Origin of the sequence: Caballeronia glebae (assembly GCF_001545035.1) — a bacterium.
GTDB classification, from domain to species: domain Bacteria; phylum Pseudomonadota; class Gammaproteobacteria; order Burkholderiales; family Burkholderiaceae; genus Caballeronia; species Caballeronia glebae.
In genome coordinates, this window is the sequence record NZ_FCOJ02000192.1 from 1 (window position 1) to 568 (window position 568).

Sequence of the window (568 nt, forward strand, 5' to 3'; positions counted from 1 at the left end):
CGCATGAAGCGCACCATGTCCGGAAGTGACGCGTCGTTGTCCGAATCGGCGAACGGATAGCGCCCGCCGAACGCACGGCTCCAGTCAGCGAGAATCGAAGTACGCCAGATCTCGTTCAGGCTCGACGACGCCGGCTGCACCACCACTTGCCACGTTTGTTCCAGCGGCGCTTCGAAGAGCCGCCCGAAGCCCGACCATTGCTCGCCAAGGCTCGCGGCGAGACGGCTCGCGTAGTCGCGGCTGTCGGCGATGTCTGAAGTCTTGCCTTGCAATACCGCTTGCGCGGCGGTGCGCGACATCGCATCGGGGTCGGCGCTCTGCATCATCTGCTGGGTCTTCAGACGCATCGCGGTGACGCGCTCCAGATAGCGCGGCAGGCTCAGTTCGCCCAATGCGGCGGTTTGCGCAGGCGTCTTGGCGTTCGCGGGCGCGGCGAGATCGGCGCCAGTCAAACGCAGGATCGGAGCGAATGCCGCAGCCAAAGGAGCCAATTGCGGCTGTGTTTGCTTCGACGGATCCTTCTCGTCTTTGCCCGCCCACTGTTGCGCCTTCGCGATCAGATTGTCCG

At 64.4% G+C, this 568-nt stretch carries 1 pseudogene; it reads right to left on the reverse strand.

Going from position 1 to position 568, the window contains the following annotated elements:
* Window positions 1-568 (reverse strand): annotated as a pseudogene (locus tag AWB82_RS36755) (ImcF-related family protein); the annotation flags it as partial.